This window comes from Devosia insulae DS-56 (assembly GCF_000970465.2).
GTDB classification, from domain to species: Bacteria; Pseudomonadota; Alphaproteobacteria; order Rhizobiales; family Devosiaceae; genus Devosia_A; species Devosia_A insulae.
Map to the genome: position 1 here is coordinate 1 of NZ_LAJE02000152.1, position 24764 is coordinate 24764.

At 64.9% G+C, this 24764-nt stretch carries 31 protein-coding genes; 12 read left to right on the forward strand and 19 right to left on the reverse strand.

Annotated features, from left to right (window positions below):
• From VW23_RS29790 to VW23_RS08785, 4 genes are all read right to left on the reverse strand, one after another.
• Positions 1-157: phage terminase small subunit-related protein (locus tag VW23_RS29790; RefSeq protein ID WP_425285189.1), on the reverse strand; the 157-nt coding region annotated here is incomplete at its 3' end.
• A 168-nt stretch (positions 158-325) separates the two neighbouring features.
• A complete protein-coding gene (locus VW23_RS08775; RefSeq protein WP_084645793.1) occupies positions 326-670 on the reverse strand; it encodes a TfoX/Sxy family protein in 345 nt (114 codons plus the stop codon).
• Entirely contained in the window at positions 667-996 is a 330-nt protein-coding gene (locus VW23_RS08780) for a TfoX/Sxy family protein (protein WP_069909196.1), read from the reverse strand. The genes VW23_RS08775 and VW23_RS08780 overlap by 4 nt, the downstream gene beginning before the upstream one ends.
• Positions 993-1439: a GFA family protein gene (locus VW23_RS08785; RefSeq protein WP_069909197.1), complete on the reverse strand. Its 447-nt coding sequence runs from the start codon at positions 1437-1439 to the stop codon at positions 993-995. Before VW23_RS08785 ends, VW23_RS08780 begins: the two co-directional genes overlap by 4 nt.
• 126 nt (positions 1440-1565) lie before the next feature.
• Between VW23_RS08785 and VW23_RS08790 the strand changes: the two genes are divergently transcribed.
• From VW23_RS08790 to rpsD, 7 genes are all read left to right on the forward strand, one after another.
• Entirely contained in the window at positions 1566-2135 is a 570-nt protein-coding gene (locus tag VW23_RS08790) for a GNAT family N-acetyltransferase (protein WP_069909198.1), read from the forward strand.
• 135 nt (positions 2136-2270) lie between these two features.
• Positions 2271-2858: a GNAT family N-acetyltransferase gene (locus VW23_RS08795; protein WP_176730362.1), complete on the forward strand. Its 588-nt coding sequence runs from the start codon at positions 2271-2273 to the stop codon at positions 2856-2858.
• A gap of 207 nt (positions 2859-3065) precedes the next feature.
• The gene (locus VW23_RS08800) at positions 3066-4526 is read left to right on the forward strand and encodes a GGDEF domain-containing protein (protein ID WP_069909200.1); all 1461 of its coding nucleotides are present in this window, start codon (positions 3066-3068) and stop codon (positions 4524-4526) included.
• Positions 4527-4536: 10 nt separating this feature from the next.
• The gene (locus VW23_RS08805) at positions 4537-5355 is read left to right on the forward strand and encodes an RNA methyltransferase (RefSeq protein WP_069909201.1); all 819 of its coding nucleotides are present in this window, start codon (positions 4537-4539) and stop codon (positions 5353-5355) included.
• A gap of 72 nt (positions 5356-5427) precedes the next feature.
• Complete coding sequence (locus VW23_RS08810) at positions 5428-6666, forward strand: MFS transporter (protein WP_069909202.1); 1239 nt, start codon at positions 5428-5430, stop codon at positions 6664-6666.
• 114 nt (positions 6667-6780) lie between these two features.
• The gene (locus VW23_RS08815; protein ID WP_069909203.1) at positions 6781-7248 is read left to right on the forward strand and encodes a hypothetical protein; all 468 of its coding nucleotides are present in this window, start codon (positions 6781-6783) and stop codon (positions 7246-7248) included.
• Between the two features lie 182 nt (positions 7249-7430).
• Positions 7431-8048: a 30S ribosomal protein S4 gene (rpsD, locus tag VW23_RS08820; RefSeq protein WP_069909204.1), complete on the forward strand. Its 618-nt coding sequence runs from the start codon at positions 7431-7433 to the stop codon at positions 8046-8048.
• Between the two features lie 99 nt (positions 8049-8147).
• Here rpsD and VW23_RS08825 read toward each other — a convergent pair whose 3' ends face one another.
• Complete coding sequence (locus VW23_RS08825) at positions 8148-9521, reverse strand: peptide transporter (RefSeq protein WP_069909205.1); 1374 nt, start codon at positions 9519-9521, stop codon at positions 8148-8150.
• A gap of 141 nt (positions 9522-9662) precedes the next feature.
• On the opposite strand from VW23_RS08825, the gene ttcA reads away from it, so the two are divergent.
• Genes ttcA through VW23_RS08845 form a run of 4 tightly spaced genes read left to right on the forward strand, consistent with a single transcriptional unit; the run spans position 9663 to position 12644 of the window.
• Positions 9663-10547 (forward strand): tRNA 2-thiocytidine(32) synthetase TtcA, encoded by an 885-nt coding sequence (gene ttcA, locus VW23_RS08830; protein WP_069909206.1) that lies wholly within the window; start codon positions 9663-9665, stop codon positions 10545-10547.
• Positions 10548-10571: 24 nt separating this feature from the next.
• The gene (locus VW23_RS08835; RefSeq protein ID WP_069909207.1) at positions 10572-11393 is read left to right on the forward strand and encodes an inositol monophosphatase family protein; all 822 of its coding nucleotides are present in this window, start codon (positions 10572-10574) and stop codon (positions 11391-11393) included.
• 33 nt (positions 11394-11426) lie between these two features.
• A complete protein-coding gene (locus VW23_RS08840) occupies positions 11427-12146 on the forward strand; it encodes an SAM-dependent methyltransferase (RefSeq protein WP_069909208.1) in 720 nt (239 codons plus the stop codon).
• Positions 12147-12200: 54 nt separating this feature from the next.
• Positions 12201-12644: a hypothetical protein gene (locus VW23_RS08845; RefSeq protein ID WP_069909209.1), complete on the forward strand. Its 444-nt coding sequence runs from the start codon at positions 12201-12203 to the stop codon at positions 12642-12644.
• On the opposite strand, the gene VW23_RS08850 is transcribed toward VW23_RS08845, so the two are convergent.
• Positions 12641-13861 (reverse strand): multidrug effflux MFS transporter, encoded by a 1221-nt coding sequence (locus tag VW23_RS08850; protein WP_069909224.1) that lies wholly within the window; start codon positions 13859-13861, stop codon positions 12641-12643. The genes VW23_RS08845 and VW23_RS08850 overlap by 4 nt on opposite strands.
• Before the next feature lie 138 nt (positions 13862-13999).
• A complete protein-coding gene (locus tag VW23_RS08855; protein ID WP_069909210.1) occupies positions 14000-15223 on the reverse strand; it encodes an MFS transporter in 1224 nt (407 codons plus the stop codon).
• Positions 15224-15398: 175 nt separating this feature from the next.
• Between VW23_RS08855 and VW23_RS08860 the strand changes: the two genes are divergently transcribed.
• Complete coding sequence (locus VW23_RS08860; RefSeq protein WP_069909211.1) at positions 15399-15713, forward strand: Dabb family protein; 315 nt, start codon at positions 15399-15401, stop codon at positions 15711-15713.
• A 61-nt stretch (positions 15714-15774) separates the two neighbouring features.
• Here VW23_RS08860 and grxD read toward each other — a convergent pair whose 3' ends face one another.
• The 12 genes from grxD to VW23_RS08920 all read right to left on the reverse strand — a co-directional run bounded on the left by grxD (position 15775) and on the right by VW23_RS08920 (position 24658).
• Positions 15775-16110 carry a Grx4 family monothiol glutaredoxin gene (gene grxD / locus VW23_RS08865; protein WP_069909212.1) on the reverse strand — a complete coding sequence of 112 codons (336 nt, stop codon included), beginning with the start codon at positions 16108-16110 and terminating at the stop codon, positions 15775-15777.
• A 108-nt stretch (positions 16111-16218) separates the two neighbouring features.
• Complete coding sequence (locus tag VW23_RS08870) at positions 16219-16674, reverse strand: GNAT family N-acetyltransferase (protein ID WP_069909213.1); 456 nt, start codon at positions 16672-16674, stop codon at positions 16219-16221.
• Complete coding sequence (locus VW23_RS08875; RefSeq protein ID WP_069909214.1) at positions 16671-17300, reverse strand: HAD-IA family hydrolase; 630 nt, start codon at positions 17298-17300, stop codon at positions 16671-16673. The genes VW23_RS08870 and VW23_RS08875 overlap by 4 nt, the downstream gene beginning before the upstream one ends.
• 1 nt (position 17301) lies before the next feature.
• Positions 17302-17703, reverse strand: a complete 402-nt coding sequence (locus VW23_RS08880) for an HIT family protein (RefSeq protein WP_084645801.1) — start codon at positions 17701-17703, stop codon at positions 17302-17304.
• A 26-nt stretch (positions 17704-17729) separates the two neighbouring features.
• Positions 17730-17963: a BolA/IbaG family iron-sulfur metabolism protein gene (locus tag VW23_RS08885; RefSeq protein ID WP_069909215.1), complete on the reverse strand. Its 234-nt coding sequence runs from the start codon at positions 17961-17963 to the stop codon at positions 17730-17732.
• Positions 17964-18064: 101 nt separating this feature from the next.
• Positions 18065-18577: a peptide-methionine (S)-S-oxide reductase MsrA gene (gene msrA, locus VW23_RS08890; RefSeq protein WP_069909216.1), complete on the reverse strand. Its 513-nt coding sequence runs from the start codon at positions 18575-18577 to the stop codon at positions 18065-18067.
• Between the two features lie 251 nt (positions 18578-18828).
• Entirely contained in the window at positions 18829-21054 is a 2226-nt protein-coding gene (gene purL / locus VW23_RS08895; protein ID WP_069909217.1) for a phosphoribosylformylglycinamidine synthase subunit PurL, read from the reverse strand.
• 69 nt (positions 21055-21123) lie between these two features.
• Positions 21124-21591 carry a CYTH domain-containing protein gene (locus tag VW23_RS08900; RefSeq protein ID WP_069909218.1) on the reverse strand — a complete coding sequence of 156 codons (468 nt, stop codon included), beginning with the start codon at positions 21589-21591 and terminating at the stop codon, positions 21124-21126.
• On the reverse strand, positions 21591-22466 hold the full coding sequence (locus VW23_RS08905; RefSeq protein WP_069909219.1) for a CHAD domain-containing protein: 876 nt from the start codon (positions 22464-22466) through the stop codon (positions 21591-21593). Before VW23_RS08905 ends, VW23_RS08900 begins: the two co-directional genes overlap by 1 nt.
• A 78-nt stretch (positions 22467-22544) precedes the next feature.
• Positions 22545-23183, reverse strand: a complete 639-nt coding sequence (locus VW23_RS08910) for a Pr6Pr family membrane protein (RefSeq protein WP_141728277.1) — start codon at positions 23181-23183, stop codon at positions 22545-22547.
• Positions 23180-23830: a Pr6Pr family membrane protein gene (locus tag VW23_RS08915; RefSeq protein ID WP_069909221.1), complete on the reverse strand. Its 651-nt coding sequence runs from the start codon at positions 23828-23830 to the stop codon at positions 23180-23182. The genes VW23_RS08910 and VW23_RS08915 overlap by 4 nt, the downstream gene beginning before the upstream one ends.
• Positions 23831-23914: 84 nt before the next feature.
• Complete coding sequence (locus tag VW23_RS08920) at positions 23915-24658, reverse strand: RICIN domain-containing protein (RefSeq protein WP_069909222.1); 744 nt, start codon at positions 24656-24658, stop codon at positions 23915-23917.
• Positions 24659-24764 lie beyond the last annotated feature (106 nt).

Here is a 24764-nt window from a genome sequence, read left to right on the forward strand (position 1 = left end):
ACCGATCGGCCACTGAGGTCCGGCCCTTCCAGCGCCGCACCGTGCTCTCATTGACGCCCAGCTCGACAGCCAGGTCCGCGACGCTCGCCGTGCTGGCCTGAATGTAGGCCCGCGTCTTCGGCGTCGTTGTCGCATTGGCGTGCAACTTCAGATCCATCCTAAGCGCTCCCTGACAAAGGCAACGCCTCGTTCTACACCGAGTCCATCACGCCAATCCGCCGGAACAGTACACTTTCGCAGGGATGACAGCCGGTGGGGAGGCGATGTTGTGCCTTGTCGCCCTTCCGTGAGGATGGAAGTCATCAGGCGCACTCGCCGGCATAGGCTATTTCGGCGGCATGGCGGCGACCCAGCGTTCGGCGGTTTCGACCCAGTCGCGCAGGTCGTCGTCTTCCTCGATGGCTTCGGCATCGACCCAGATGAAACCGCGCATCGCTTTGTCGCCATGGATCATCTGGGTGGCGCCGGGGCGAGCGAGGGCCGCATCGTTATTCTCTTTGCCGACGCTGAGCAGGATGCGCCCGTCCTTTTTGCAGCCGACCAGGATGTGGCCGTTGAGCAGGAAGGTGAGACCGCCGAACATGGTCTTTTCGGTGATGCGCGGGTCGCCGTCGAGAATGTCGCGGATGCGCTCGGCGAGGTGCGTCATGGTGGTGGAGGCGGACTTCATTTCGGGGGCAGGGTCTCCGTGAAGGCGAGGGCGTAGGCGATCCAGCGGCTGAGCGCGGCGTCGTCCGGCGTGCCGCTGGCGTCGACGGCGATGAAACCGGTCATCGGCCGGGCGCCCATATGCATCTGGTAGGCGCCGGGCCTCGCGAGCGCCTCTGCTTGCTTCGTGGGGTCGATACGGACCAGCAGCTCGCCCTTGGCGGTGGTGCCGATGGCCATGTTGCCGTGGAGCATGAAGCCGAGGCCGCCGAACATCTTCTTTTCGATGAGGCCGGCGGGCAGCAGCGGGCGAAGGCGATCGCCCATGACGTCGGATGCGCTGCTCATCTGGGTGTCTCCGGATCGCGGTAGGTGTCGTGTTGCGGGAGGCCATCGGGCAGGGCGTCCCAGGCGTGATGGCTGCGGGCGAAGATCAGCTGGTTGGGCGCGAACCAATCGGCGCTGGAACCGAACAGGCCGACCGGCAACATCAAGAGGTCGGGAGCGCGGCTCGACTGGGCGTAGAGCGGCGTGCCGCAACTGGGGCAGAACCAGCGGGTGAGCGTGGCGCCGGAATGGGCGGGCCGCGCGAAGCTGGCGGTGGGGCCAGTGACCGTGACGTCAGCTGGCCGGGCCAGCGCGACGGTCGAATGCCCGGTGCCGGTGGCACGCTGGCAATCCTCGCACGAGCACATGAACATCGAGCGGATGCGCCCCCCCACCGACAGGGAAACTGCGCCGCAAGCGCAGTGGGCGGTGAGCTCGATCTCGGGTTTGGGGTTCGCGGTCATCTTCACATGCTGACACCGAGGATTTGCCATCCGCAAGCCGTCTGCTTTGCAGACCACGGTTTGCAGGTCGTCGGTTTGCACGTCCGTCTGCTTGATCGATGGCGGCGCTGGCTTTAGACGAACGCCATGGTCTACGCGCCTCACTATCCGATTGAAACCGAGCGGCTTCGGCTGCGGCCGTTCACGCGCGGCGATGTCGACGCGGTGTTCGCGTACCGCCAGCGTGAGGACGTGGCGCAATATCTGTTCGATGGGCCGATGAGCCACGAGAGCGTCACCGAAGTGGTGCAGCAGCGGATCGGGCAGTACGAACTGGATGGCGAGGGCGCGAAAGTGTTCCTTGCCGCCGAACTCAAGGAACCGCAGCGGGTGATCGGCGAGGTGTCGCTGATCCTGCGCGATGCTCCGGCGCGGCAGGCCGAAATCGGCTACATCTTCCACCCCGAGTTCCACGGGCGGGGCTATGCCACCGAGGCGGCGCGCATGCTGCTGGAGATGGGTTTCGAGGGCGCCGGGATGCACCGGATCTACGCGCGCTGCGACGCCCGCAACGCCGGATCGTGGAAGGTGATGGAGCGGCTGGGGATGCGGCGGGAAGCGCATTTCCGTGAGCATGCGCTGTTCAAGGGCGCCTGGGACGAAGAGTTCGTCTATGCCCTGCTGGAAGGCGAATGGCGGGACCGCGCCGGGCGCTAAGTGCCGCCAAGGACTTGGCTATTCCGTTCGGCCGAACGGATTTGGCAAGATATTTCAACGGCTAAGGCGGAACCGCCATCAACCCGTCGCGTTGCTGGGTTAAGCAGCACCATGAGGGGAGGAGCGGAGATGGCGATGCCTGATTTTCCGATTGAGACTGAGAGGCTTACGCTCAGGAACTTCCACAAGTCCGACCTGGACGCCGTGATGGCGTACCATGCCTTGCCCGAGGTGCAACGCTACCTCGACTGGAAAGCCCGCGACCGCGGGGAGGTGAAAGCCGCACTCGATGCGATGTGCGCGCAGCGCCGGCTGACCCGGCCCGGCGATGCGTTGACCATGGCCGTGGTGCGCAAAGCCGACGACATGCTGATCGGGCAGATCTCGCTGCGCTGGACCGATGCGACGGCCGGGCAGGCCGAACTGCGCTTCATTCTGAGCCCGGCGCAGCGACGGCAGGGCTATGCGCGGGAATCGGTCCGCGCCATGCTGGACCTCGGCTTCAACGAACTCGGGCTGCACCGGATCTATGCCCGGTGCTCGGGGCGGAACCAGGCTTCGGCCAAGCTGCTCAAGGATATCGGCATGCGGCTCGAGGCGCATTTCCGCGAGCATGCGCTGTTCCAGGGCGAATGGGACGAGGAGCTGCATTTCGCCATTCTCGATCGCGAATGGCTGCGCGGCAGCAAGGTGAAGGAACTGAATCACCATATGGTGGCCTGACCTCACGCGCGCGTCAGGTTAGTTGCGGCACGGCATTCCGTCGACTTGCGAAAACCGCATGGCTGGCATGCAAAGACCCTGACGTGCCTCAGCATGCGTGGTCTACTGGCGGTGTTGAGGGCATCGCAGTAGATGCCGGGTGCTGATTGAGGGGTCAGGTGTCCGGCGCGATGTCCAGGTTTGGACGCACGCACGGGGGACCCCCCAATGGACTTCACTCCCGCGGCCGGAGACGGCAATGGCCGCAGCCGTCTGCTCGCCTTTTCCCCCCGCGATGTCCTGATCGTCGCTATCCTTATCTTTCTGGCCGCGATCGCCGGCAGCATGTCGCGGCCGAGCGGGTTTCTCGCTGTGTTCTGGCCGGCCAATGCCCTGCTCGCCGGCGTGCTGGTGCGCGAGCGGCGACTGCGCACCGTGCCGGTGCTGGTTGGCGCTGCCCTGGGCTACGTTGCCGCGGCACTGGTGATGGGCGACAGCCTGCGCATGGCCGCACTGCTGACCTCGGGTAACCTCGTGGGCGCGCTGACCTTCACGCTGCTGTTCGGGGCGCTGGAGCCCGACGACCAGGCGCTCACCCGACCGCAGGGGGTGATCTCGCTGGTGCTGATGGCCTGCGCGGCCTCGGCGGCGGCCGGCGTGGTCGGCGGGCTGGCGATGAGCGAGCTGACTGGGGCCAGTTACTTCGAAGGCTGGTCGGGCTGGTTTGCCGCGGAGTTGGTGAACTACCTGGCGCTGCTGCCGGTGATCCTGACGCTGCCGGCGCTGTCGAGATGGTGGCCGCTGCCCCGGTTCAAGCGCGCGGTGCTTCGCTCGGTGGTGCCGCCGATCGCGGCGACCGTGCTGGCGATCCTCGTGTCACTTCTCGTGACGCATCCGGTCTCCATCGTCTTTCCCGTGCCGGCGCTGATCTGGTGCGCGCTGGCATTGCCGCTGTCGGCAACCGCCGTGCTGGTAATGATCTACTCGGGCACGGCGATGATCGGCATGAAGCTGGGGCTGTTCGACCTGGGGCTCGGTGCCGAGCTGACAGGGGATTCCATCACCGTGGTGCACCTCGGCGTGGGGCTGGTGGCGCTGGGACCGATGGTGATCGCCAGCGTCAACGCCGAACGCCGCCGGCGCATCGAACAACTGGAGCGGCTGGCGCGCCACGATTCGCTGACCGATGCGCTGACCCGCAGTACCTTCATGGACGAGGGGACCCGGCTGCTGTCGCGGTTGCTGGAGGAGCAGGCAGCGGCCGCCGTGCTGGTGCTCGACGCCGATCATTTCAAGGAGATCAACGACGTGCATGGCCACCCCTCTGGCGACCGGGTGCTGGTGGCGGTGGCGGCGGCAATAGGCACCGCCATCCGGCAGGGCGACCTGTTCGGACGCATCGGCGGCGAGGAGTTTGCGCTGGTGCTGCCGCGGGTGACGCGGCGCGAGGCGCAGGCGGTGGCGGAGCGGATGCGCAAGGCGGTCGCTAACCTCGCGGTGGTGCTGGAGAGCGGTACCCTGCAGCGGATCACCGTCAGCATCGGCGTGGCATTCGATGCTGCAAGCAGCAGTGGGCTCGCCGAAATGGTTTCGCTCGCCGACCGCGCGATGTATGAGGCCAAGCGGGCAGGGCGCGACCACGTGGTGGTCTGCGACTCCGACGGATCAGAACGCCCGCCGACACAGTGAAAGAGCGCCGATGGCCGGAACCGACAAATCGCAGGAATTCACCTTCCGGCCGAGCCCGGCGATTATCCTGTGCGAACCGCAACTGGGCGAGAATATCGGTACAACGGCGCGGGCCATGGCGAATTTCGGGCTGTGGGACCTCAGGATCGTCAACCCGCGCGACCCGTGGCCGAACGAGCGGGCCATCGCCGCGGCATCGCGGGCCGATCACGTCATCGACAAGGTGCGGGTGTTCGCGACGGTTGAAGAAGCGATTGCCGACCTGCAACTGGTGTTCGCCACCACTGCCCGCCGACGCGATATGCAGAAGCCGGTCTATGGTCCCGAGGAAGGGGCACAGCGGATGATCTCGCACATCGCCGGTGGCGAGAAAGCCGGGCTGCTGTTCGGGCGGGAGAAGTGGGGCCTCTATAACGAAGAAGTGGCGCTCGCCGACGCCATCGTCACCTTCCCGGTCGAGGCGGCGTTCGCCTCGCTGAACATCGCACAGGCCGTGCTGCTGATGGCGTATGAGTGGCGCCAGCAGGCGGATAAGGGCGAAGTGCTGCCGTTCAGCGGTGGGCTCGATCCGACCGCACCGCGCGAGGAACTGATCGGGCTGTTCCTGCATCTCGAGGAAACGCTGGATCGCACCGGGTTCTTCAAGACCGAGGATAAGCGGCCGACTATGGTGGATAACCTCCGCGCCGCCTTTGCCCGGGCGCAACTGTCGACCCAGGAGATCCGGACGCTGCGCGGGGTGATTTCGTCGATCGACCGGGCGCATCTGCGGCAGGGCCGGAAGGCGCGCGAGGCCGAGGCGGCAAAGGCGACGAAGTCCAAGGACTGACCTCCGGGCAGTCGAACAGCGCCCAAAGTATGCTTTGACGCCCCATCGCTGCGCGTGGCATCAGGCAGCATCATGGCTTCTCCCACCGCCGCTGAGCCCTCCAAGCTCGCTTTCAGCTACCGGAACTTCCGCTTCTTCTGGCTGACCACCCTGCTGGTCAGCTTCGCGGTGCAGATCATGTCGGTGTCGATCGCCTGGCAGATCTACGATGTCACCGGCGAGGCGTTCCTGCTCGGGCTGGTGGGGTTGTCGCTGTTCCTGCCGGCGCTGGTGCTGATCCTGATCACCGGGCTCACCGCCGATCGCTTCAACCGGCGGATGATCATGGCGATCTGCCTCGGCGTGGAACTGCTCTGCGCGCTGGGCTTTCTCGCCTTCGTCAATGCCGAGGCGCACGAGGTGTGGCCGATCTTCGGCATTCTCGTCGTGCTCGGCACGGCGCGGGCCTTCTGGAGCCCGGCGGCACAATCGCTGGCGCCGAATCTCGTGCCGCCGGAAGCGCTGGCCAACGCCATCACCACCAATATGTCGGCCTGGCAGTTCGCCTCGATCGCGGGACCGGCGGTGGGTGGGCTGCTTTATGGCATCGCTCCGTCCGTGGCCTTCGGCACCGGCGCGGTGCTGCTGGTGATCGCCATGGGATCGGTGCTGATGATCTCGAAGCCGCAGCATCGGGAATCGCACCAGGCGACCAGCCTCGAGACCATGCTGGCGGGTTTTCGCTACATCTTTTCGAACAAGGTGGTACTGGGGGCGATTTCGCTCGACATGTTCGCGGTGCTGATGGGCGGCGCGGTAGCGCTGTTGCCGATCTATGCCAAGGATATCCTCCATGCCGGGCCGCAGGAGCTCGGTTTCCTGCGCGCCGCGCCGGGCATAGGCGCCATCGTCATGGCGCTGGTCCTGACCCGCTTCCCGATCCGCGACCACGCGGGCAGGCTGCTGTTCCTGTTCGTCGGGCTGTTCGGCGCCTTCACCGTGCTGTTCGGCTTTTCGACCACGGTGTGGATCTCGGTGCCGGCGCTGGCGCTGGTGGGCGCCTCCGACATGGTGAGCGTCACTATTCGCGAAACCATCATGCAGCTCTGGACCCCTGAAGAGGTGCGCGGCCGGGTGAATGCGGTGAACTCGGTGTTCATCGGTGCCTCGAACGAGCTGGGCGAGTTTCGCGCCGGCACGGTGGCGCACCTGATCGGTCCGGTGCCGGCGGTGGTGATAGGCGGCTTCGGCTCGATTGCCATCGCAGTGCTGTGGAGCCGGCTGTTCCCGGGGCTGCGTAACCAACGCACCCTCGACCGGAAAATGGTCTAGCCCGCTACGGGTTCGCACGAGTTGAGATAAATTTCTGGTTCGGAAGTAAATCGGGCCAGAAGCTGACTGCATAGACTTCCACTCCTCCTGCCAAGGCAGGAAAGGGAGGAGCACATGCCTCAGAATACCGACAACTATATCCTCAAGCTGCCCGACAAACTGCAGAACGGCGATCCCAACGTGAACGCCACGGACCTCCACATCGTGGCGACCCATGCCAGCGTCGAAGTCCTGGGTATCGACGGCATCGATCCCGATGGATCGACGAGCCCGCATGGAGTGGGCATCGACGGCAACGGTGGCATCGACATCACCGGGATCAACGTGAAACCGGGCGACACGGTCACGCTGCGGCTCAAGCACAAGCGCGACAACGGCCGGCTGGCGTTCCGGTACACATGGACCTATCCGCCGGGCGCCAAGGGGAACGAGCGGCCGCAACAGATCGCCATGGTTGACGCAGAAGCGCCCGACGATGGCACCGCGGTGGTCAGCAGTCCGGAGTTGCAGGCCCTGATCCTGGCGCTGCTCGAAGCCCTGGGGCCACTGGACGGGCGGAGCCGCAAGGTCAAGGAACGCTAGGGTTTTCCGGTCGCGGCGCTTGACTCCTGCGGCTTCCGCCTCTATCACGCGCCCACTTGTCGAGCCCTCGGGCTCCTCGAGCGCACCCGGGATTCCCTGAATTCAGAGAATCTGTCGGTCCGTTCCGCAAGGACGGGCAGAGGAGGGCGCAATCACTTTCGACGATCTATGAAAGGATTCCGATGTCGAAGCGCGATTCAGTTAAGCACAAGATCGACCGCCGTCTTGGCGAAAACCTGTGGGGCCGTCCGAAGTCCCCGCTCAATAACCGTGCCTATGGCCCCGGCCAGCACGGCCAGCGCCGCAAGGGCAAGACCTCCGACTACGGTCTGCAGCTGCGCGCCAAGCAGAAGCTCAAGGGCTATTACGGTTCGATCACCGAGAAGGCCTTCAAGAAGCTCTACACCGAAGCGTCGCGCGTCAAGGGCGACACCGGCGAGCGCCTGATCGGCCTGCTCGAGAGCCGTCTCGACGCCATCGTCTACCGCGCCAAGTTCGTGCCGACCGTGTTTGCGGCCCGTCAGTTCGTGTCGCACGGCCACATCCTGGTCAACGGCAAGCGCGTCAACATCCCTTCCTACCAGGTCAAGGTCGGCGACAAGATCGAAGTGCGTGAGCGCTCCAAGCAGCTCGGCATCGTGCTCGAAGCCAACCAGCTCGCCGAGCGTGACGTTCCCGAATACGTGGAAGCCGATCACTCCAAGCAGACCGCCGTCTACGTCCGCGTCCCGGCTCTGTCGGACGTGCCGTATCCGGTGCAGATGGAACCGAACCTGGTGGTGGAATTCTACTCGCGCTAATCGCGCGACAGACCACCCGGAATTGGAAAGGGCCGCCCGATGGGGCGGCCCTTTTGTTTTGGGGCGACAGTGGGCCCGCCCTCGGGCGGGCCCACCTAGCTATTGAGCCGGCGCACCGGAGAGTGACTCCTTGATGGGTTCCTGATCGGTCGGGATGAAGCCCTCGAACTGGTGCAGGCGCTGGTAGACCGACAGCAGGTTTACGATGGTTGTCCAGGCCCGAGCGAAGAACTGGAACGACGAGGAGACTTGGCTGAACGCCGTCGAAATCTGCTGGTAGAGGCCCAAGGTCAGCGTTCCGGCGAGGATGGACGGCGACATGGCGAGGAGTGGTACGTAGCCGACCAGGTTGAGGTACGCGTACCGAGCCAGGTTGAAGTAGGTGTAGTGGAAGTACAGGCGGAAATAGTTCTTCTGCACGTTGGCGAACAATTGCCGCGCCGTTACCGGCTCGGCGCGATCGGCGTTGTCCTCGCCATAGACCAGTTCCTTACGGTAGGCGGCCTCGACCCGCTGGTTGGCGAAGTTCAGGCCAGGAAGCTTGATGCCGACGAGGGCCAGCATCGCCGTGCCGAGGGCAGCGGCCACTAATGCGACCCAGACGAGGCTACCCGGCACGGCACCCAGAATCGGAAGCTCGGTGATGTGCTGGGAGAAGCCCCAGAGCAGCGGCAGGAACACCACCAGCGTGATGAGTGAGGAGAAGAAGCTTGTGCCGAGGTCTTCTACCGTGTCGGCAAACCGCATCGTGTCTTCCTGGACGCGCTGGGCTGCGCCCTCGGTAGTACGGATCGATGGCCAGTAGGCCATGTAGTAGGAGTTCATCGCCTTGCGCCAACGGAACACGTAGTGCGACGTGTAGAAATTGAGCAGCACGAGGACGAGAATGTTCGGCATCAGGACGGCGAAGAGGATGAACACCTGACCATAAAACATGGCCGGCTCCACCGATCTTGGCTGGCTGAGGGCCTGTTGCACCATATTGAAGAAGGTGCCGGACCAATCGTTGATCCAGGCATCGACCTGGACGTTGAAATAGAGAACCAGAAGGATCGCCGTCGACGAAACGACGGACCACCAGTACCACTCGTTGCGCTTGTAGAAGTACCAGAACACGCAGAACACGAGCGCGACCATCAGGACGAACTGATACTCCCAGAGCTTCGCGCCGTTGAGGAAGTTGGTATCCTCGGCGACGCAGTTGGCCGGAGTGGCGGCAGGGGCACCGCTGTCGGTCGCGGCCGGCGCGTTGGGGGCGGCATCGCTTGGCGTTGCCGGCGCCGCATTGCTGGGTGCGGCGGAATCGGCCGGGACTGCCGCCGGCGCGCAGATCGCGGGAGCCAGGAAGCGATCGAGGCCGATTGCTGAACGGATCGGCCCACCGGCGACGAAGAAGATCAAGGTGGCAACGACCATCCAGATCACAGCCGATGAGAAGAACAGTTTGGGTTCGGGGAAAAATGAGCGGAACAAGGGAGACTCCTCGGGGTTCCGTGAGGTCAGGGTCATCTAACTGACTAAATCCATGACCGGCAAGAAATCAGGACGAACCTTGCCGCGAGTTAAAATCGCCGCAAGCTTCCGGTAAGGCGCCGGGTTTGCTACAGCAGCGCCATGAACCAGATCGTCAGCCCAGCCGTACTCGAAGCAGATGCCGAGGACCTCTCCGGCACGCATCCGCTGTTTGCCGCGGCGCCGCGCAGCGTCGAGTTCAACAAACTGCGCAAGCGACTCATGCGCAATATGCGCGAGGCGATCGAGAAGTTCGGCATGGCGCGGGCCGGGGAGAAGTGGCTGGTGGCCATTTCGGGCGGCAAGGACAGCTACGGGATGCTGGCGCTGCTGCTCGACCTCAAGTGGCGCGGGCTGCTGCCGGTGGAGCTGATCGCCTGCAATCTCGACCAGGGGCAGCCGAACTTTCCCAAGCACATCCTGCCCGAGTGGCTGACGCAGAACGGCATCGCGCACCGGATCGAGTACCGCGACACCTATTCGGTGGTGACCAGCACGCTGCCGCAAGGGGCGACCTACTGCTCGCTCTGCTCGCGGCTGCGGCGCGGCAACCTCTATCGCATCGCCCGCGAGGAGGGCTGTTCGGCGCTGGTGCTGGGGCATCACCGCGAGGACAGCCTCGAGACGTTCTTCATGAACCTGTTCCATGGCGGCAAGCTCGCAGCAATGCCGCCGCGGCTGCTGAACGACGATGGCGACGTCGAGGTGCTGCGCCCGATGATCTATTGCGGCGAGCCGGATCTCGAGAAGTTCGCCGAGCACATGGCGTTCCCGATCATCCCCTGCGACCTCTGCGGCTCGCAGGAAGGGCTCGAGCGCAACGCCATGAAGGCGATGCTCAACGATATCGAGAAGCGGATGCCGGGGCGCAAGGACATCATGATCCGCGCTTTGGGCAATGTGCGGCCGAGCCACCTGCTCGACCCGAAACTGTTCGACTTTCTTGGCCTTAGCGGCGCGCCGAAGGATGGCGTTTCCGGCGGCTGACCCCTGACAACACCTGGAGTGACCATGTCCAGCTTCGATACTGACCGCCTTGCCGTCATCCTGCGCGATGCGGCCAAGGCAGAAATCCTGCCGCGCTTCCGGCACCTCGATGCGGGGATGGTGCGGCAGAAGACCGATGCGATCGACCTGGTGACCGAGGCGGACGAGCAGGCGGAGCGGCGGATCAAGGCGGCCGTAGAGGCGACCTGGCCCGAGGCACTGTTCGTCGGCGAGGAATCGGTGGCAGCCAATCCGGCGCTGCTGGATGAGCTGGACCGGGCCGCGTTCGCCATTGTCGTCGATCCGGTCGACGGCACGGCGAATTTCGCGGCAGGGCTGCCGCTGTTTGCGACGATGGCGGCGGTGGTCAGGAACGGCGAGACCATTGCCGGCATCATCTACGACCCGATGGGCGACGACTGGGTGCTGGCCGAGAAGGGCGGTGGCGCCTGGCAGCGGCGGCCCGACGGCACGCAGTGGCGGCTGCAGGTCGCGACGGCGCCGGGGCTGGCCGACCTGGTCGGCCACGTGTCGATCACCTTCCTGCCCGCCGAGAGCAAGCCGAAGGTGCTGGCCAACCTCGCCAAGATCAAAGTGGCGGCCAATTACCGCGTCGCCGGGCACGACTACCGGACGTTCGCGACCGGCTTCTCGCACTTCGTGATGTTCAACAAGCTGATGCCGTGGGATCACCTTGCCGGGACGCTGATCTCGCAAGAGGCCGGCGGTTACGCTGCCCGGTTCGACGGTTCGCCCTACCTGCCAAGCCATCGGGCCGGTGGGCTACTAATTGCGAGTGACCCTGATACCTGGAATTTACTGCGCTCAGAGGTGTTTACGGTATAGTGGGGACCTCTGATCGGCGAGGGGAGACGCGGTTTGGACCAGCTGAACTATTGGGCGATCGCCGATCGCGAGGTCGAGATCCAGAACCCGATCACCGATCGGAAGCTGCGGCTGCTGGATGACTATTGCTCGATCCGCGATGGGCTGAGCGTCCTCGACATGGGCTGTGGCAAGGCCTGGCTGATGCGGCACTGGGCCGAGAAATTCGCCATCCAGGGCGTCGGTATCGACATCAACGCGCGCTTCCTCGAGGAAGCGAGGCGCAAGACGCCGGCTCGCGGACGCCTGACCTTCCACAATGCATCGGTGAAGGGCTTCAATGTGGAGCCCGCTTCCTACGACGTGGTGCTGTGTCTCGGCGCGGCGGCCTCGCTCGGCGAGGTGCCGACGGCGCTGGAATGGATGTCGAACGCCGCCAAGCCGGGCGGCACCCTGGTGCTCGGGACCACGGTCCTCAGGCATCCGCCGGTGGTGCCGAAGGGCGATATCCTGCCGCCTGACACGGTCAGCATGATCGGCGTGATGGAGCGGCATGGCGCAGAGGTTTCGGCGACGATTAGTGCGTCGGACGCCGACTATGAGCGCTACCAGAGCCACCAGCGCCACGCGACGCTGACCTGGGCGCGCGAGAACCCGAACCACCGGGACCACGCTGAGGTATTGAAGAAGAGTCGCGATGACTGGATGCACTACCAGCGCATCATCCGGCCGATGCTCGGCTGGACGATCTTCGTGGGCCGCAAGAACGGCTGAGCGCAAGCGCCTAGCGCCGCGGCACTGTCATCGACGCATGAGCCGGGGAGCGGCATGAGCCCACAATTGCTGAGCGCCGTGCTGATTGGCGGCATCCTCGCCGGTGCCCTCGACATCGGCGCGGCGGCGCTGATCAATCGCACAGACCCCGTCACCATCCTCCGCTTCATCGCCAGCGGCCTCATCGGTCCGAAGGCGCTGCAGGGTGGACCGCCGGCCGCGGTGCTGGGCTTTGTGCTGCAACTGGCGATAGGTGTGGTGATCGCCGCCATCTATGGGGTAGCCAGCCTGTGGCTGCCAGTTCTCGCCACGATGTGGGTCCCCGCCGGCGTCGCTTACGGCGTCGGCGTCTACGTCGTCATGACCTACGTGGTCCTGCCGCTCTCAGCTGCGCCCAAGGGCGCGCGCCGTGATGTTGCGAAGATCGGCAAGGACCTCTTGGCGATGATCGGTTTCGGCTTGATCGTGGCCTACGCCGTCCATCTGGCGGCGCTTTAGTGCCCGCTTTCGGCGTGCGTCTCGTATTGCGGGCTGACGCCGAACAGCTTGCCCTTCTCAGCGATCAGGATTGAGACCAGTACCAGAGCGCCCATGCTGGCGTAGCCGAGGGCGTTGGGGACGATCGTGCCGTTGAAGTGCTGGCCGATATAGGTGCCGATCAACGCGCCGCCGACCGTCTGGGTGAAGCCAAAGACCGACGCCGCGGTGCCGGCGACATTGCCCAGCGGCTCCATCGACAGCGAGTTCATGTTCGACGCGGCCCAGCCGAAGAAGAACTGGATCACCATCAGCAGCCCGAAGAACACCGGGAACGGCACCGGCCCCATCAGCGCTACCACGACCAGGATGGCGGCGGCGCCGAGATAGACCAGTGCGGCAGTGTGACTGAGCCGGCGCATGCCGAAGCGGCGCACGACGCGCGAGTTGATGAACTGGGCAATGGCGATGGTGCCGGCCATGGCGGCAAAGGCCACCGGGAAGTATGGCCCGAGGCCATAGATTTCGACGAAGATCTGCTGGCTCGCCGAGATGAAGCCGAACATGGCGCCGAACAGGAAGGTGCCGGCGAGGCCATAGAACAGCGCCACCCGGTTGGTGACGACGATGCGGAAGCCGTCGATGACTGAGCTGAAGCTCAGCGGGCGCCGGTACTCCGGGTGCATGGTCTCGGGCAGGCGGAGAAAGGCCCAGAGGCTGATCACCGTCGCAAGGCCGCCCATGAACAGGAAGATATACTGCCACGGTCCGGCGAGGAGGATCAGCTGTCCGATGCCGGGCGCGAGGATCGGGATGGCCATGAACACCATGAAGGTCAGCGACATGATCTCGGCCATCTCGCGGCCGGAGAACTTGTCGCGCACCACGGCGGTGGCGATGACGCGGGTGCCGGCGGCGCCCATGCCCTGCACGAAGCGCAGCGCCAGCAGCGCACCGAAGGTCGGCGCGAAGGTCGCGGCGAAGGCGCAGACCAGGTAGATGCCGAGGCCGACCAGCAGCGGCCCACGCCGGCCGAAGCGGTCGGTGAGCGGGCCGAAGGCGAGCTGGGCAATGCCGAAGCCGAACATATAGACGCCAACCACGAACTGCCGCTCGTTCTCGTGGCTGATGCCGAATGCTTCGCCCATATAGGGCAGGGCCGGCAGCATGACGTCGATGGCCAGCGCGTTGAGCGCCATCAGCCCTGCAACAAGGATAATGAATTCGACGCGGGACAGGTCCCGCGTGGTCGACGATGTAGCGGACATTGTTTGCTCAGAAAGGGCCGGGGAGGGCCGGAAAGGCCGGGAAGATGCGCGCATCTCCGGCCTTTGGCAACCCGCGGCTGATCAATACTTTTGGAGAGGCCGAAGCTATCATGCCGGCTTCAGTTGGAACGACTTGGCGCTGAGCTCTCGGATCGGCAGGTGAATGGCCGCCGAGGCGAGCCCGAGCAGGATCCCCAGGTACCACACGAGGCTGTAGGAGCCGGTGTGATCGTAGACGAAACCGCCCAGCCACACCCCGACAAACGAACCGAGCTGGTGGCTGAAGAAGGCAACGCCATAGAGCATGCCCATGTAGCGCGCGCCGAAGAACAGCGTCACGAGGCCGGCGGTCAGCGGCACGGTGGAGAGCCAGAGCAGGCCCATCGCCGCAGCGAACATGTAGGCGCTGACCTCGGTGACCGGGAACAGCACGAACAAGCCGATGGCGACGGCGCGGCTGAAATAGATCGAGGCGAGCAGCAGCTGCTTGGGGAGCCGGCCGCCGAGATAGCCGGCGGCGAGCGAGCCGACGATGTTGAACAGCCCGATCACTGCGATGGCCCAGCTGCCGACTTCCGGTGAAAGACCGCACTGCACCAGGTAGGCGGGCATATGGACGTTGACGAAGGCGAGGTGGAAGCCGCAGACGAAGAAGCCGATGACCAGCAGGCGGTAGGAGCCAAAGCCCCAGGCGCGGCTCAGCGCTTCCATGAACTTGAGGTCGGCCTGGCCGGCGGCGCGCTCGGTGCGGCCGCGCAGCGCGAAGGTGAGCGGGATCACCAGCGCCAGGATGGCGGCGGCGTAGATGAGGGCGCTCTGCCAGCCGAAATTGCTGATGAAGGCCTGTCCGATCGGCGCGAAGGCGAATTGGCCGAACGAGGAGGCCGCGGTGGCGACGCCGAAAACCAGGCTGCGCTTTTCCTGCGGCACGCTGCGGCCGAAGGCGATCATCACGATGGAGAAGGACGAGGTGGCGATGCCGACGCCGGTGATGACACCTGCCGTGAGGTTGAGCATCGAGCCGGTGGGCGAGACCACCATCAGGGTGAGGCCCAGCGCATAGACCAACAACCCACCGATGATCACCTTGGCCGTGCCATAGCGATCGGCGAGGCCGCCGGCGAATGGTTGCGCGATACCCCAGGCGAGGTTCTGGATGGCCATGGCCATGCCCCAGGCCTCGCGCGTCAGGCCGAGATCCGCGGTCATCGGCAGGGTCAGGAGGCCAAAGCTGGTGCGGATGCCGTTGGTCACCGCCGCGATGATGCAGCCGCAGATGATCAGCGCAATGAGCGGCGTCGCCACGGAGCGGGGGGCGGTGATCGAGGACATGGCGGGGGACTCGGAAGATCCATGGAGGACGGACTGTGTACTTACACTTCGCTACCGAACGTGAGAAACGCATTTCGGTTATGCCAGCCATCACGTTACGTGATCGTGGCCTCATGCCGCAGTTGTCTGGCGATCGGGGAGGATTATATGCGGTGCAGCAACGGAGCTACGCCTCGTGATCCGCCATATCGTCTTCTTTACCGCCAAGCCCGCCAATCTCGACGCCGTGGTCGAGGGACTGAATCTGCTGGGCCAGATCCCGCATTCGCTGCATTTCGAGGTGACGCGGAACAGCAAGGTCGACCAGTTCGGCAACGATGTGGATGTGGTGGTGTATGCCGAGTTCGCCGACGAAACGGCACTCGCCGCCTACAAGGCGCACCCGCTCTATGCCGAAGCCACCCGCCGCGTGCGGCCGCTGCGTGAACTGCGCTTCGCCGCCGACGTTCCGGCGCGCGAGGCGAGCGTGGCAATGCGCCGCTCGGCCTGAACAAATGAAGAGGCCGCGCTCTCGATGAGGCGCGGCCCGTTCAAACTGGCAGCGGCGGGCGTCAGGCGGTCTGCTTGACCGCGATGCCCTTGTCGGCGAGGTGCGACTGCAGTTCGCCGGCCTGGAACATCTCGGTGACGATGTCGGCGCCGCCGACGAACTCACCCTTGACGTAGAGCTGCGGAATGGTCGGCCAGTTGGCGTAGGCCTTGATGCCCTCGCGCAGATCCTGGTTCTCCAGCACATTGGCGCTCTGATAGTCGACGCCGAGATAGCCGAGAATCTGCACCACGCGGCCCGAGAAGCCGCACATCGGGAAATCCGGCGTGCCCTTCATGTAGAGGAACACGTCGTTGTTCTTCACCTGCTCGTCGATCAGTGCGTTGATGTCGCTCATATGCATGCCTTTCAGGCCGGGGAGGATGCCGGCTCCGTTCTCTCGATAAATAGTCCTGCAATGCGGCGCTGTCGAGGTGCTCATCGTCATTTGACGATGCATTGGCGGCTAGAGCAGCTTCTGCAGCCGCACGCTGGGCAGGATCAGCCCGCCGCGGCTCTTGTGCGTAGTGCGTTCGATTTCGTGGTAGCCGCGCCGTTCGTAGAAGGCCTGCGACGAGAGCGCCGAGTGGACCTTGGCGAGCGTCGTGCCGGCATCCCGCATGCGGGCTTCCGCCAGGCCGAGCAGGGCGCTGCCGATGCCATGCCTCTGCAAGGCAGGGTCGATGTAGAGCCCGATCACTTCGTCGGGGCCGCAGAAGGCGACAACGAGGCCGTCCGCCACGGCGACGTCGAAGTGCCCGTTGGCGGGCGTTACATATTGATCCGACCGCAGCCCGAAGGCCCAGCTTTCCCGCTCCTCGAGCGAGTAGTAGGTGTCGGATGTGGCCATGATGGCGCGCTGGTGCAGCCGCTGCATCGCTTCGCCGTCACCGGCCCGCATCGGGCGGATCGTCCAGCTCATCCGAGCCTCGCGGCGATCCACGGGTGCCCGGTGACGTCCTCGAGCTCCTCGTACTGAACCGCCTCCCAGCCGTGAGCACGGGCGGCCTTCACGATATCCTCGCGGTCGTCGAAGAACAGCGGCGCTTCAGCCTGCGGCCCGAGGCGGTTGTTCACCCAATCGAAATAGGGCTTTGCCGGCTTGGCGTGGCCGATCCGGGCCGAGTGGAACATATCCTCGAACAGCTCGCCGAACTTCAGCTGCTGCCACAGCCACTGGGCTCGCATGTGCTCCTGGTTGGTGGCGAGGTAAAGCGGCGTGCCGGCGGCCTTGAGCTGCGCCACCACATCGAGCAGCGGCCGGTTGACGTTACTGTCATGGCTCAGCCAATAGCCGGCGAAGGCCATGCTGGGGCCGCGATAGCCGAGGCCGGGCAGGGTGCGATCCAGCGCCTCGAGCAGCGACATCTGCCCGACGATCACCTTCTTGATGAAGATGTCATAGATGAACTCGCGGTTGAATCGGTCCGGGTCGACGCCGAGATCGGCGAGCAGGTTCTCGTTCCAGCGGACCTGCTTTTCAGGACGACCATGATAGCCGTGCACAAGCACGCCATCGACGTCGAAGAGGACGATGCGTCCCGACATATCAGCGACCCGGCCGGCGGTTGATGGGCTGTTTCAGGTGATGCCGCAGCCCCTGACCGGCGAGCGGCTCGTCGGCAAAGCGGGCGATAATGTGCAGGTGGGCATGGTCCACTGTCTGGCCACCCACTCGGCCGACGTTCCAGCCCAGCGTGTAACCGTCTGGCATATGGGCATCGAGATGGGTCTTGGCCTGTGCAAGCAGAGCGATTGTGTCGCTCCACTCCGCTTCGGTCAGTTCAAACGGCGCGGTCACGTGACGATGCGGGATGATCATGCCGCCACGCTGCAGGACAGGATCTGCGCTCGTCAGAAAGTAGCAGGTGCGGTTGCCGAACAAGGGCTCGTCATCGAGCAAGCCGTTGTCGAGGCAGAATCGGCAGCCGGGTTCGACGTCGGATGCCATCGCATGTCGCTGTCGCTGAACCAGGGTCAATCCGGCGCTTTTGTCTGCAACGCAAGGGAATGCAACACCGTGCCCATGTCAGCCCCAAACGCGGCGTTGACCATCTGGTGCTGCTGGACGCGGGTCTTGCCGCGGAAGGCCTCGGAGGTGACGGTCGCGGCATAGTGGTCGCCGTCGCCGGCCAGGTCGCGAATCTCGACAATGGCGTCCGGAAGGGCCTTGAGGATGCGGCGTTCGATTTCGTTTGCGGCCATGCCCATGACATGTCTCCCGGTCGTTGAGCCCGCCTGAGATATGGCATGCGCGCCGGGGCCGTTCAACGGAGCGGGCGCCGGTTTCCCGACGCCCGCACCAGATCAGCTTAGGCGGCCTGGCGCTTGGGCAGCTTCCAGTTCGGCCGTACCCAGTGGCAGGTGTAGCCATTGGGGATGCGCTGCAGATAATCCTGGTGCTCGGGCTCGGCGTCCCAGAAAGGGCCGACCGGCTGCAGCTCGGTCACCACCTTGCCGGGCCACAGGCCGGAGGCGTCGACGTCCTTGATGGTGTCCTCGGCCACCGCCTTCTGCTCGGCGTTCTCATAGAAGATCGCGGAACGATAAGCGCGACCGACATCGTTGCCCTGCCGGTTCCTGGTCGAGGGATCGTGGATCTGGAAGAAGAACTCCAGGATATCGCGATAGCTGATGCGGCTCGGATCGAAGATGATCTCGACCGCCTCAGCGTGGTCACCGTGGCTGCGATAGGTCGCATTGGCGAAGCCGTCATCGCCCGAGTAGCCGACACGGGTGGAGATAATCCCGTCCTTGTGGCGCAGCAGCTCCTGCGCGCCCCAGAAACACCCGCCAGCCAGAACCGCCCGCTCAGTGGTCGTCATGATGGTCTCCATTATTTGGGATGCGCTCTATATACGCACGGGCGGGGCGGAATGTTACACCCGGTCACGAATTTGGCATTGGGGAGCTTTGCGTCGCTGAAGCAGACGGCCCCCTCCCATCCTCCCCCATGAAGGGGGAGGTGCCTCGCCGGTGCGTCGGGCACGATCGAGGACAGGGCCTCGACTTTTCACCTCCCCCTTTATGGGGGAGGCCGGGAGGGGGCCGTCTCTATCAGTCGGGTGCCTAGACCTTAGCTGATCTCGCCCGCCATGAACTCCGGGAACCAGCCTTCATGCGCTGCCTTGAGGTCGGCGATGCTGACCGGGCGTGCTTCCCCCAGGGTCAGCGCGGCGCCGCCGGTGTTGCCGATCCAGGGGGCGAAGACGCCGGCATAGGGGTAGACCTCGGCGTAGAACCTATCGAGGTTGGCCCGGCTCATGGTGACGAGGTAGCGGCCCTGGTCTTCGCCGTAGAACAACGGCAGCGGGTCCCCACCATCGAGCTGGTTGACGGTGGCGCCGATGCCCGAGGCCATCGCCATCTCGGCGAGGCCGACCGCGAGACCGCCATCGGAAAGATCGTGCACCGCTGTGGCGATGCCGTCGCGGATCAGGATACGAACGAGGTCGCCGACCTTCTTTTCATGTTCGAGATCGACCGGCGGCGGCGTGCCGTCCTTTCGGTTGAACAGCTCACGCAGGTAGATCGACTGGCCGAGGTGGGTACCCCACCAATCCGGGGCGCCGAACAGCAGGATCGCCTCGCCCCCGGCAGCGAAGGCGGCGCGGGCCATCTTCGACCAGTCGGGGATCAGGCCGACGCCGCCAATGGTCGGAGTCGGCAGGATGCCGCGGCCGTTGGTCTCGTTGTAGAGCGACACGTTTCCCGAGACGATCGGGAAGCCGAGGGCGCGGCAGGCATCGCCAATCCCCTTCACCGCATGGACCAGCTGGCCCATGATTTCCGGGCGCTCCGGGTTGCCGAAGTTCAGGTTGTCGGTGGCAGCCAGCGGGTCGGCACCGGTAGCCGTAAGGTTACGCCAGCATTCGGCAACCGCCTGCTTGCCCCCCTCATAGGCGTCGGCCTCGCAATAGCGCGGGGTAACGTCGGAGGAGAATGCCAGCGCCTTGGTCGGGTGGCCATCGACGCGGATCACGCCGGCATCGCCGCCGGGGCGCTGCAGGGAGTTGCCCTGGATCAGCGTGTCATACTGCTCGTAGACCCAGCGGCGCGACGACAGCGCGGGCGAGCCGAGCAGCTTCAAGAGCGCATCGGCGATATCCATCTGCGGGATGTCGTCGGCAGCGAGCGGCTTGGGCGGGACCGGAGCGAGCCACGGGCGGTCGTATTCGGGCGCTTCGTCGCCCAGTTCCTTGATCGGCAGGTTTGCGACTTCCTCGCCCTGCCACATGACGCGGAAACGCAGATCGTCGGTCGTCACTCCAACAGTGGCGAAATCGAGCTCCCACTTTTCGAAGACGGCGCGGGCCTCGGCTTCCTTCTCCGGATGCAGCACCATGAGCATGCGCTCCTGGCTTTCCGACAGCATCATCTCGTAAGGCGTCATGGCGTCTTCGCGCACCGGCACCATGTCGAGGTTGAGCTCGACGCCGAGGTCGCCCTTGGCGCCCATTTCGACGGCCGAGCAGGTAAGGCCGGCGGCGCCCATGTCCTGGATGGCGATCACCGCGCCGGTGGCCATCAGTTCGAGGCAGGCCTCGAGCAGACGCTTTTCGGTGAAGGGGTCGCCGACCTGCACGGTGGGGCGCTTCTCCTCGATGTCGTCGCCGAATTCGGCCGAGGCCATGGTGGCACCGCCGACGCCGTCGCGGCCGGTCTTGGCACCGAGATAGACGACCGGCAGGCCGACGCCCTCGGCTTTGGAGTAGAAGATCTTGTCGGTGTCGGCGAGGCCGGCGGCGAAGGCATTGACGAGGATGTTGCCGTTGTAGCGCTCGTCGAACTCGACTTCGCCGCCCACCGTGGGAACGCCGAACGAGTTGCCATAGCCGCCGACGCCGGCGACGACGCCGGACACCAGGTGCTTGGTCTTTTCGTGCCTGGGATCACCGAAGCGCAGCGCGTTCATCGCCGCGACGGGCCGCGCACCCATGGTGAAGACGTCACGCAGGATGCCGCCAACGCCGGTCGCCGCGCCCTGGTAGGGCTCGATGTAGCTGGGGTGGTTATGCGATTCCATCTTGAAGACGATGGCCTGGCCGTCGCCGATATCGACGACGCCGGCATTCTCGCCCGGGCCCTGGATCACCAACTGGCCCGTGGTCGGGAGCGTCCGCAGCCACTTCTTCGAGCTCTTGTACGAGCAGTGCTCGTTCCACATCGCCGAGAAGATACCCAGCTCCGTGTAGGTCGGCGCGCGGCCGATCAGCTGCAGGATCTTCTGGTATTCGTCGAGCTTCAGCCCGTGGTCTTTGACGAGCTCGGGCGTGATGGCGATGTGGTTGTTGAAGGTCATGAGAATCCGGCCTTGATCCGCTAGTGCCCGCTATAGCGGATGACACCGCCGCGCGACACTGGAAAGGACCTAGATTTCCCCGCCGACCAGCATGGCGAGGCTGGAATTGTAGTATTGCGGATCGCCGGTGACTTCGGCGCCGAGCCAGTCGGGCAGGTCGAGCTTGCCGGTCGGGCTCTCGAGCTCGACTTCAGCGATCAGCAGGCCGGCGTGGCGGCCCTGGAATTCATCGACCACCCAATCGCCGCCGGGCAGGTCAAGGTGGTGGCGACGTTTCTCGATCTGCGCGCCGCGGACGTAACCCAGCATCTGGCGTGCATCAGCGATCGGTACTTCGTACTCGAACTCGGCGCGGGCGAGGGCGGAGCCGCCGCTCTTGATGGTGATGTAGCCGACGCGGTCGTCGACGGTCCGGATGCGCACGGTGACGCCGCTGCCGGCGGTGAGGTAGCCCTGCCGCAGCAGCTGGGTCGCGGTCACAAGGCCGCGCCAGCCATCGCCTGCCAGCAGGTATTTCCGCTCGATCTCGATGGCCATTACTCGGCGGCCTCGCGGCTCATCCAGCCGTCGAAATAGGCGGAAAAACGCGCCTTCAGGGCTTTGGGCTTTTCGGCGAAGACCTGGCGGCCGAGACTGGCGATCCTCGACTCGATCTCGGCCTGCCGGCGGTCGGCTGCATCGATCGCGAACCCCACGTCGATATCCGGGCCGAGCTCTGCCGGCGCTGTGCGCAACAGGTCCTGCAGCACCGCAAGGTCGTGGTGCAGCCCCAACTGGTCGGCGAGGTCGCCGGCGCACTTATGGGCGGCAGGGAGGATTTCGCCCGCACAGCCTTCGAGCAGGCCGAGCTGGTTCCAATGATACTTGCTGTACTTGCGCCACTCGTGGAAGGCCCCGTCGGTGCGGTGCCGATTGGCCTCGCGGCCGGTATGGCGGCCGCGGCGGTAAGTGTGCTTGAGACCTGCAGCGAGGGTGTCGAGGTCGATCCGCTCGAGCCGCCAGTCGCGGCTGCGGCGATCGAGTTCGCGCATCTGATCGGCGAAGCTCCGCACGGCCTCCACCTCGCCATCGTGACCGGACGCATCGGACGCAAGGGGTGGCACCGGCCGGTGAGCCCAGGCCATCAGTTCGATATAGGTCTGCTGGGTTACCCGCATGTCACGAGCGGCGGCGAGGCCGCGCGAGGCGTCGCGCACGAAGGCGTCTTCGGTGGCATAACCTGCGAATCCCGGGCGGACCAGGCGGAACAAAGCCCGCAGCTTCTTGCAGCGTCGCCGGGCTTCGTGCACCCGCCGTTCGGGCGATTCCTGGCTGTTCTCGGCGCCGGCAATAGCCTTGCCGATCTGCTCACGCGCTATGCGCAGAAACCCGTCACCCACGGTGACATCGTCCCGCGACCATTCGAAACCCATGGACATTCCGCCCCGATGAAAGAAGGAGCTTAGGGCCGGGCGACTGTCACAAACAAGGCGTCAGACTCGAGCCAGGCATCAGACTCGGGCCGGCTGCCGGCGGCCGAGCCAGCGGTCGATGGTGACGGTCAGCGCGTAGAAGACGACGAAGCCAGCCAGCATGCCCAGGCAACCAATGGCGAACTGGCCGTAGCCGAGCTTTTCGACATTGAGGACAGGGTAGGGGTACTCGTGCACCAGCGCGCCGCGGATCATCACCACGATGACGTAGACGAGCGGATAGAGCAGCATCTTCGGCACGTCCGTAAAACGCAGAGCGCCGTGCGGCGGCGTCAACAGCCACCACAGCACGAACAGCCAAGGCGCCAGGTAGTGCAAGTAGATGTTGAGCACCTGGTCCATGCCGGTGAACGCCTCGAGGCCCGACAGAAAGAAGATGTAGTAGACCGAGACCATGACGATCGAGCCGACGGTCAGGCCGCGGGCGAAGGGGCGATTCCACCAACCGAGCCATGTCCAGTTGGTCAGCGCCGCGACGTAGCAGAGCGCCATCATCAGGTTGGTGAGCACGGTGAAAAAGGTGAGGAGGAAGGCCAGCGCACCGAGGAGGTTATCGCCGTTTTCCAGCCGGCTGCCCAGCGTCAGCCAGGTGCGCGCCAGCAAGGTCAGCGGGCCGGCAGTGGCGCCGAACCACAGCAGCACCATTCGCAACGTCATGCCGGTTTCCCCCTCTGCGCCAAAACGCGATCGCCCCAGACAATGATCACTGAAAAGATGCTGACGGCAACCAGCAGCACGGCGACGCCGATCGCCACGCCGCCATAGCCGAACTTGCCGGCATCGAGGATGTCATAGGGGTACTCCTGGACCACGGCGCCGCGCAGCAGCACCCAGGCGACGTAGCCGATGCCAGGCAGCAGCATCAGGCCGATATGCCGGAAGCGCAGCACGCCATGCGGCGCGAACAGGGCCCACCAGACGAGGTAAAGGATTGGCGCGACGTAGTGGAGCAGCCAGGTGGCCACCGCGAGCGCGCCTTGCATGTTCAGCGTCGGGGCCAGCATGAAGTGGTAGTAGAGCATCACGAGGGTGATGAAAGCGGCCGCCGAGGCCATGATCACCGGGCGGCGGAACCAGCCGAGCCAGCGCCAGCCCGAGAGGACCGCGGCGTAGGTCAGCAGCAGCCACAGGTTGGTCAGGTGGGTGAAGAAGGTCCAGAAGTAGATGAAGGCGTCGGGAAACGACCGCGCCACTGCGTTGGTCGCTGAAGCGGTCATCACTGAGGGGAAGATCTCCCAGCCATCGATGGCGAGACCGAGAGCGCCGACGGAAAGGCCGGCGAGGGCGAGCAAAGTCCGCAACATTATGACTCGCAACAATATGTCGAAACGGACAGAACCATAGAGCGCGCCCGGCACCATCGCCAAGCGCGCCCAGGCAGTTTTCCGCTACCGCAGCAGCCACCAGTCGGCGCTCAGCCAATCCTGCCCGATCGGGGTGAGCGCCAGCGCACCGCTCTCGACATTGAGGTAGGCGTCGGCTTGCCAGACGTTACGGAAGCGCACGTAGTAGCCACCGCCGCTCGGCTCCATCTGCCACATCGCCGATTGCCACTCGGGCTGGATCGGCCCGACCGCCAGGGTGCCGTTCTCGACGTGCAGATACTCCTCGGGCTTCCACACGCTGTGGATGCGGACAAAGCCGCCCTCGACCGGATCAAGGGTCCAGCGGGCACTCAGCCAGTCGAGCAGGATGGTGGTGCTGGCGGGCTGACCGGTCTCGCTGTTGAGGAACGCGCTGGCAATCCATCGGCTGCCGATGCGCACTTCCTGGCCCAGCCCGCCGAGCTGGCCGCCGCCGCTCCTGCCGACGACGTTGAAGCTGAGCAGCAGGTTGACTGGCTGCAATCCCTTCTGTTGCACGATCACCGGGATGCTGGCCGAGCCCGGCACTGCGACGTTGTTGTAGCAGTTCGCTCCAATGTTGGGTGCCTGGCAGGCATAGACGAAGAAGCCCCAGCTATAGGTCCCGGACCAGTTGAACACATCCTGCGCGCCGTCGAGATCGACGACCTGGATGCCGTTGGCGTGGTTGCCGAACTGGTCGAGCATGTTGGGCACCAGTACCTCGACGGGATCGGCGGTGTTGCGCCGGTAGCCGCTGATCAGCAGGTGGCAGTTAAGGCTCGGCAACTGCCCGATGACGATGTCCGTCGGGCAGTTCCCTGTCTCTTATACCCATCCGACGCTGCCGACGAACGACCGATTGCTTATACCGACCGGCCGCGTATCCTTCACA

What these genes read in the sequence shown, in the direction of transcription:
- VW23_RS08775 (WP_084645793.1), bottom strand. Translation starts at nt 670, where the DNA reads ATGAAGTCCGCCTCCACCACCATGACGCACCTCGCCGAGCGCATCCGC.
- VW23_RS08780 (WP_069909196.1), bottom strand. Translation starts at nt 996, where the DNA reads ATGAGCAGCGCATCCGACGTCATGGGCGATCGCCTTCGCCCGCTGCTG.
- VW23_RS08785 (WP_069909197.1), bottom strand. Translation starts at nt 1,439, where the DNA reads ATGACCGCGAACCCCAAACCCGAGATCGAGCTCACCGCCCACTGCGCT.
- VW23_RS08790 (WP_069909198.1), top strand. Translation starts at nt 1,566, where the DNA reads ATGGTCTACGCGCCTCACTATCCGATTGAAACCGAGCGGCTTCGGCTG.
- VW23_RS08795 (WP_176730362.1), top strand. Translation starts at nt 2,271, where the DNA reads ATGCCTGATTTTCCGATTGAGACTGAGAGGCTTACGCTCAGGAACTTC.
- VW23_RS08800 (WP_069909200.1), top strand. Translation starts at nt 3,066, where the DNA reads ATGGACTTCACTCCCGCGGCCGGAGACGGCAATGGCCGCAGCCGTCTG.
- VW23_RS08805 (WP_069909201.1), top strand. Translation starts at nt 4,537, where the DNA reads ATGGCCGGAACCGACAAATCGCAGGAATTCACCTTCCGGCCGAGCCCG.
- VW23_RS08810 (WP_069909202.1), top strand. Translation starts at nt 5,428, where the DNA reads ATGGCTTCTCCCACCGCCGCTGAGCCCTCCAAGCTCGCTTTCAGCTAC.
- VW23_RS08815 (WP_069909203.1), top strand. Translation starts at nt 6,781, where the DNA reads ATGCCTCAGAATACCGACAACTATATCCTCAAGCTGCCCGACAAACTG.
- rpsD (WP_069909204.1), top strand. Translation starts at nt 7,431, where the DNA reads ATGTCGAAGCGCGATTCAGTTAAGCACAAGATCGACCGCCGTCTTGGC.
- ttcA (WP_069909206.1), top strand. Translation starts at nt 9,663, where the DNA reads ATGAACCAGATCGTCAGCCCAGCCGTACTCGAAGCAGATGCCGAGGAC.
- VW23_RS08835 (WP_069909207.1), top strand. Translation starts at nt 10,572, where the DNA reads ATGTCCAGCTTCGATACTGACCGCCTTGCCGTCATCCTGCGCGATGCG.
- VW23_RS08845 (WP_069909209.1), top strand. Translation starts at nt 12,201, where the DNA reads ATGAGCCCACAATTGCTGAGCGCCGTGCTGATTGGCGGCATCCTCGCC.
- VW23_RS08855 (WP_069909210.1), bottom strand. Translation starts at nt 15,223, where the DNA reads ATGTCCTCGATCACCGCCCCCCGCTCCGTGGCGACGCCGCTCATTGCG.
- grxD (WP_069909212.1), bottom strand. Translation starts at nt 16,110, where the DNA reads ATGAGCGACATCAACGCACTGATCGACGAGCAGGTGAAGAACAACGAC.
- VW23_RS08870 (WP_069909213.1), bottom strand. Translation starts at nt 16,674, where the DNA reads ATGAGCTGGACGATCCGCCCGATGCGGGCCGGTGACGGCGAAGCGATG.
- VW23_RS08875 (WP_069909214.1), bottom strand. Translation starts at nt 17,300, where the DNA reads ATGTCGGGACGCATCGTCCTCTTCGACGTCGATGGCGTGCTTGTGCAC.
- VW23_RS08880 (WP_084645801.1), bottom strand. Translation starts at nt 17,703, where the DNA reads ATGGCATCCGACGTCGAACCCGGCTGCCGATTCTGCCTCGACAACGGC.
- VW23_RS08885 (WP_069909215.1), bottom strand. Translation starts at nt 17,963, where the DNA reads ATGGGCATGGCCGCAAACGAAATCGAACGCCGCATCCTCAAGGCCCTT.
- msrA (WP_069909216.1), bottom strand. Translation starts at nt 18,577, where the DNA reads ATGACGACCACTGAGCGGGCGGTTCTGGCTGGCGGGTGTTTCTGGGGC.
- purL (WP_069909217.1), bottom strand. Translation starts at nt 21,054, where the DNA reads ATGACCTTCAACAACCACATCGCCATCACGCCCGAGCTCGTCAAAGAC.
- VW23_RS08900 (WP_069909218.1), bottom strand. Translation starts at nt 21,591, where the DNA reads ATGGCCATCGAGATCGAGCGGAAATACCTGCTGGCAGGCGATGGCTGG.
- VW23_RS08905 (WP_069909219.1), bottom strand. Translation starts at nt 22,466, where the DNA reads ATGGGTTTCGAATGGTCGCGGGACGATGTCACCGTGGGTGACGGGTTT.
- VW23_RS08910 (WP_141728277.1), bottom strand. Translation starts at nt 23,183, where the DNA reads ATGACGTTGCGAATGGTGCTGCTGTGGTTCGGCGCCACTGCCGGCCCG.
- VW23_RS08915 (WP_069909221.1), bottom strand. Translation starts at nt 23,830, where the DNA reads ATGTTGCGGACTTTGCTCGCCCTCGCCGGCCTTTCCGTCGGCGCTCTC.